Origin of the sequence: Thiomicrorhabdus sp. (genome assembly GCF_041583835.1) — a bacterium.
GTDB lineage: Bacteria > Pseudomonadota > Gammaproteobacteria > Thiomicrospirales > Thiomicrospiraceae > Thiomicrorhabdus.
This window is the reverse complement of the sequence record NZ_JBFHFC010000017.1, coordinates 41,132-47,318: the sequence shown is the minus strand read 5'-3', so window position 1 is coordinate 47,318 and position 6,187 is coordinate 41,132. Positions and strand designations below refer to the sequence as shown.

5 protein-coding genes are annotated in these 6,187 nt (G+C 43.0%); 1 reads left to right on the top strand and 4 read right to left on the bottom strand.

Going from position 1 to position 6,187, the window contains the following annotated elements:
* Positions 1-344, top strand: a 344-nt coding sequence (locus ABY044_RS09015) for a sulfite exporter TauE/SafE family protein (RefSeq protein ID WP_373020038.1), incomplete at its 5' end; no start/stop codon positions are given.
* Positions 345-378: 34 nt separating this feature from the next.
* Here the strand turns inward: ABY044_RS09015 and ABY044_RS09010 are convergent.
* The 4 genes from ABY044_RS09010 to ABY044_RS08995 all read right to left on the bottom strand — a co-directional run bounded on the left by ABY044_RS09010 (position 379) and on the right by ABY044_RS08995 (position 6,082).
* Entirely contained in the window at positions 379-1,740 is a 1,362-nt protein-coding gene (locus ABY044_RS09010; RefSeq protein WP_373020037.1) for a TolC family outer membrane protein, read from the bottom strand.
* An 84-nt stretch (positions 1,741-1,824) separates the two neighbouring features.
* On the bottom strand, positions 1,825-2,430 hold the full coding sequence (locus tag ABY044_RS09005; RefSeq protein ID WP_373020035.1) for a response regulator transcription factor: 606 nt from the start codon (positions 2,428-2,430) through the stop codon (positions 1,825-1,827).
* Positions 2,431-2,522: 92 nt separating this feature from the next.
* Positions 2,523-3,887, bottom strand: coding sequence for an HlyD family type I secretion periplasmic adaptor subunit (locus ABY044_RS09000; protein ID WP_373020033.1), 1,365 nt, complete (start codon positions 3,885-3,887; stop codon positions 2,523-2,525).
* A complete protein-coding gene (locus tag ABY044_RS08995; RefSeq protein WP_373020031.1) occupies positions 3,884-6,082 on the bottom strand; it encodes a type I secretion system permease/ATPase in 2,199 nt (732 codons plus the stop codon). The genes ABY044_RS09000 and ABY044_RS08995 overlap by 4 nt, the downstream gene beginning before the upstream one ends.
* Positions 6,083-6,187: the final 105 nt, after the last annotated feature.

Here is a 6,187-nt window from a genome sequence, read left to right as displayed (position 1 = left end):
TGGGGCGGAATCTCTGGTCGAAGTTACAACCCTATGCAAAAAAGCTTTCTCCTATTGAGTCATTACCTCAGGCATGGTGGTACGGAATGGTTTGGGGTTGGCTACCATGCGGTTTGGTGTACAGCATGCTGATTATGGCTTTGAGTGCGGGTAGTGCATTGGATGGTGCATTGGTTATGCTGGCATTCGGGCTGGGTACTTTGCCAAATTTATTGTTAATGGGGGTGTTTGCCTTTTATTTCACTCGATTGGCGCGTAAAGATTGGGTTCGAAAACTGGCCGGACTGGGAGTGATTTCAATGGGAGTTTGGCAGATCTATTTGGCTGTTATGTTGAAAGTATAAATGCCCGGAGGGTGATCCCCCGGGCAGCAGTTAATTAATAATCCGTGTAATCGCCTTCGGCTTTTACCATGTCTAAAGAGATATTCAAGTTATCCAGTAACGTACCCATACCGTTTAAGATACGGTATTTCGATATTTTATACTCACTCTCACTGCTGACTAAGGTTCTAAGAGCACTAATGTATTCGTCTTCCGTGTTCAGTAGATCTAAAAGTGTTCTGCGACCTAAGCTGAATTGCTTGCGGTAGCCGACCAAAGTTTCGTGCGTAAGTTTAATATGGGCTTGTGTATAAGAGATTTGCTCGCCGATGTATTGATGAGCGCTCCATGCATAACGTAAATTCTCAATGGCTTGTCGTCTTGAGTTGTTACGAATCTCAATCGCTTGATGCATAGCACTGGCAGTACGGCTTCTTTCCGCTTTGTCTTTTCCGCCGTTATAAAGGTTATAACGCAGTCGTAACATAGCTTGAAGATATTCGTTTCTACCTTCGATGCCCGCAAGATTGTGGTCATAGGTTTTTTCGACTTCCAAGTCGATGCGAGGGTAGTAAGCACTCTTTGATAAGTCGTACTGTGATTGTGCTTCAGCGATATCGGCATTAGCGGAACGGATGGTCGGGTGATTCATTAACGCATCACTGATAGCCTGCTCTTCGTTTTCCGGTAGAGTGGCGTCGAAAGTAGGCGGAACCAAGTCACTGTCAGGCATACGGCCTAACACACGTTGAAAACGCGACAGCGTGTCTGAATAGTTGTTCTTTTCAGCCATTAGATTTGATTTGGCCAAGGCAAGACGGGCTTGAGCTTGATCAACTTCCACTTGGTTGCCAATACCGGCTTCTTGTCGTTGAATGATTTGATCAAGGATTTTTTGGTGTGTCTCAACATTGTCTTCAGATAGCTTGACGAGTTCTTTTTCCTTGATCAGGTTGATATAAGCTTCGGTCATATCAAGCGCAATCTGATTCGCTTTAGATAAAACCGTATAGGAAGCAGCATCAAGTCTGTGTTGTTGGCGTTTGATTTCGTTTTCGGTCGCAAAACCTTCAAAGATGTTTTCGGTCAGTCGGATCGCACCTTCTCTTCGAGTCAAACCGTCACCGCCGGTATTGTCCAATCTAGGGTTTTCTTTATCGACTTCTTCATAGCCAAGGCCGGCAGAGAGATCGATACGAGGATACCAGCTACCTTTTGCACCTGTTAATTCCGCTTCAATCGCTCTATACGCTTTTATCTGTTCGCGTACTTCCGGGTTGTGCATAATTGCGTCTTCGACGGTTTCTTGAAGTTCTAAAGCGTAAGCAGGGCTAACTAAGCTTGAAATTGGAAAAACTAAACAGCTCAAAAGAGCTAGATAGGACTTTTTAAATATTGCCTTCTGATTGAAATTCATTTTTTGTCTCCTTTCAGAGATTTATTGAGTTGATTAATTCTTTTACTACTACCCGTAGTTTTACGTTTTTAATTAAAACCGTTCTTAATCTGTCCAATTTTGAACCTTGAGTACCAAGCTTAACCTATCCTTAACGGAGAGTTTTTGAAATATGTTTTGCAAATGTGCCTTTACTGTGCGTTCGGTGATATCAAGTAATTGCGCAATTTCCTTATTGCTCTTGCTTTTTGCAACCCAATTGGTAACTTCAATTTCGCGCTCGGTTAGATGTTGTTTCCATCCGTCGTGAGGCTGCTGGGTATGCGAGACGGATTCAATCATAGCCTGCATAATATTTTGTCCTAACCATATGTTGCCGACTTGAACAGTTTCGATTGCTTGTTTAATTCTGTTTTTATTTGCGAAAGTGTTTAAGTATCCTTTTACTCCCAATTTAAAGAATTTCAAGCTTTCTTCAACGGAAGGCTTGTTACTGAATAACAAAATATCCAATCCTCGCTGTGACAGATCTGAAATTCTTGACTCAATTTCTTCGTCAGCCTTGTGTAATAACAGTAGACATTCGCCCAATGCTCTATTCATTGATTCAATGTCATCAAGGTTGTATAGGATTTCAGGTTCCGTCTCGCATGCACTTAACCATGTTTCAAGAGCACTTGGATTTTGTACATAAATGAGAATTGGTTTCATCTTAAATTTGCTCTTTAATTAAGCAATCCTAAATTTTCTGAATTATTATAGCAAATAATACGTATTAATAAGGATCATTAAATGGGTTTATTTCAGGATTCTCTTAAGGCCAGATCTCTGGCTTTTATAATCGGTTTCAGAATGTAATCAAGCACAGTATGTTTTCCTACTACAATGTCCACACTAGCCGTCATCCCAGGTAATAAATACAGTGGATTCTGTTTGGTTCCCAAATGGTTGTTAACGGTTTGTATTCTTGCAATGTAGAAGCTTTTACCTTCTTCGTCGGTGATGGTATCGGCGGAAATTCGAGTAACAATCCCCTCCAAACCACCATAGATTGCGAAATCATAGGCGGTGAATTTGACCTTGGCTTTCAAGCCCGGGTAGACGAACCCGATGTCAGCCGGCAGGATTTTGGTTTCCAGAACCAAACGGTCGTCATCAGGTACGATTTCGACAATGTCGCTTCCGGGTTGAACGACGCCGCCGATCGTATTAACTAAAATCTGTTTTATAATCCCGTTGACGGGAGATCTTATCGAAGTACGGCTTACACGGTCTTCTAGTGCCGTATTCGACTGTTCAATCTGGCTCATTTCCGCAAGCACATCATTGAGATCTTGGTGCGCTTTGTTCATAAACTCTTCTTTAGCTTGTTTGCGTTTATTTTCCGCTTCCGTAATGATTGATTGCAGACGAGGTATCGAGTTATTAGTGGTTTTCAATTTGGTGAGGGCGTCGTTTTCTTCGCGTTGTGTTTTCAATAGGTCGACTTCAGATGCAATGCCCTGTTTGACCAAGGGTTTTAGCATGTTGATTTCCCTTGTTAACAGAGTGTGCGAGCGTGTTAGTTGTATTTTTTGGCTGTACGCTTCTTGTAGATCGATTTTGTGTTGTTCGATTTGAGCGGCTAAGATCGAATCGCTGGTTTTCAGCTGCTGTTGACGCGATTGATATAAGTTGTATTCACGGTTAATCAAGGCTTGCATCACAGGGTCTTCCAAGTCTTTCTCAGGCTTGAATTGGCTGCCGAAGGCTTCCGCTTCCAAACGTTGAGCCTGCGCTTTTAATTGCATGGCACGGATTCTACTTTCGCCAAACGAGCTGGCAAACTGGGTATTGTCCAGCTTGATGAGCGTATCGCCTTTTCTTACTTTATCGCCGGGCTGGAAAAATATGTCTTCTACAATGCCGCCTTCAAGGTTTTGGATGATTTGGATTTTAGTAGAAGGTACAACTTTACCTTCCCCGCGAACGATTTTATCGAGTTCGGCATAGTTTGCCCAAGTGATCAACCAGATGACAACAAGAAGAATAACCCAGACGACCAGTTGTGATTTTTTAGTCGGTTTTTCCAATGCAGCCTGGCTTAAGCTCGACATGAACTCTAAATCCTGCTGATTCGATTTCTTATTGGGTTTAATCATGGTTTTGGGTTCGTGTTTGTCGTTCATGTTGGATTGCTTTTGTTAATTCTGCCTGTTTTTAATGCTTCCAGTACAGTTTTCTTTTCGCCGTCGGCAATGACTTTACCGCCATCAAGCACCATTAAACGGTCTGTTAATTGTAGTAAACTCATTTTATGCGTGACTACGATAGTGGTATTTTGGATGGTGCCTTTCTTCAGACGGTCAATCATGATCTGTTCGGATTTTGCATCTAATGAATTGGTCGGCTCGTCAAATAGGTAAATGGGGGCCTCAAGAAGTAGTGCCCGTGCAACCCCGATACTTTGGCGTTGTCCACCTGACAATGAACTTCCGCCTTCGTTAATTTTTAAGCTGTATCCGGAAGGGTGTTGCTTAACAAAATCGTCAACGCCGGCAAGACGAGCCGCTTTAAGAATGACATCATCCTCAATGTATGGCGCTCTATATGCAATATTGTCTCGAACATCACCGCTGAAAAGCGTAACTTCTTGGGGAACGTAGTTTATATTGCGTCGTAATTCAGCAGGATCTAATTGGGTAATATCAATGCCGTCGATCAATATGCTCCCCTCAGTTGGTTTATAAAAACCTAAAATGAGCTTTTCTATGGTTGATTTTCCCGAACCTATGCGGCCGATAACGCCCACTTTTTCTCCAGGCCGGATTTTAAAACTGACATGGTTCAGTGCCGGTTTGCTTTCGCCCGGATAAGTGAAGCTGACATCGATAAACTCGATTGAACCTTCAAAATGAGGGTGTTGAATGAAGCGTTTATTGTCAGGGCGTTCAATTTCTTTTTTCATCAATTCGTTGAGCGTGGTGAGCGCAACTTTAGTTTGTTGATATGACGAAGTGAGGCTGGCGAACTGACCCATGGGTCCGATCGCTCTTTGACTGATCATAACCGTGGCGATTAATCCCCCCATAGTGAGATCACCCTCTTTAATGAGATATACACCCGATAAGACGATGACGACCGTGCTCATTTGTTGCATGAAACCGGTCATTCGGCCAATCGAACTTTGTAGCATTTTTGAACGAATGCTGGCTCGGGCGATTTCACCGACGGCCTGTTCCCATTTCCATTGAGAGTGGGCTTCGACGCCTAACGCTTTGATGGTTTCGATAGCAGTTAGGGTTTCGATAAGAACGGCATTCTTTTGACTCGAAGCTTCATAGGAGGCCTCGATGCTACGTTGAATCGGGTTTTTTAGAATGAAACTGTAGATGAGGATAATCAAAATGATGGCGATTGGAACCAGGACGATGCTGCCAGCAATGTAAAAAATGACCGATAAGAAAATAATGACAAATGGCAGGTCGACTAGAGACGCAATGGTCCCGGAAGTAAAAAAGTTACGGATACTGTCGAACTCGCGAAGGTTGTTGGCAAAAGCCCCAATGCTTCCCCCGCGGTTTGCCATTGTCAGCCCAAGGGTTTGTTCAAAGAGTTTTGCCGACATTAGTACATCGCCTTTTTTCCCGGCAACTTCCAAGAAATAAGAACGTAAGAACTTGAGGACGATGTCGAACATGTAAACGACGCTGACGCCGATCGCTAAGACCCACAGGGATTCAATGGCATTATTTGGAACGATTCGGTCATAGACGTTCATGACAAACAGCGGGTTTGCCAGTATGAAAAAGTTGATTACGATGGATGCGATGAGTACGTCTCGGTAAATCGATCGTGCAGACCAAAGAGTGCTCCAAAACCAATGTCCTTTCTTGAATCCGATTAAACTCTCTTCATGGTTTTCATGGAAGGTTTTTTGCGTCAGGTAAATGACATAGCCGATGTAGTCTTCTTGTAAGGTTTCAAGGCTTACTTCCGTACTGCCTTCTTCGCTGTCGGGGAAAATCAAGGTGGCTTGCTGATTTTCAAAGTCGATTTTTTCGAGTAGACAAGCTTGGTTATCCTTGAGTAACAGGATGCAAGGCAGAACTAAATTCGAAATTTCTCCAAGACGTTTCTCTTTAAAACTTGCTGCCAACCCGGCGCGGGCGGCGGCACGTTTGAATAGTTCCGGTGTGATCGTTTCGTCCTGAATGGGGAGGCCGGCTGTTAAAGAGTCTTTAGATAGAGGGTTTCTATTTAACTTACTATAGATAACCAAACAATCCAGGAGGGGGCTGTTGATACCATTAAACGATGTGCCAGACTTTGGATTCATGTCTTCGTTGTCCGTGAAAGCACTGGGTGTGGAGCTGACAGTCATTGTTTTTTTAGTATCCTGTTAGTAATATTCACAACATCCGTGACTTTATATGAGACTACTTAATAATTCAATGGTTATAAAGCCGTTTTTTTCAGTGATGTTGTT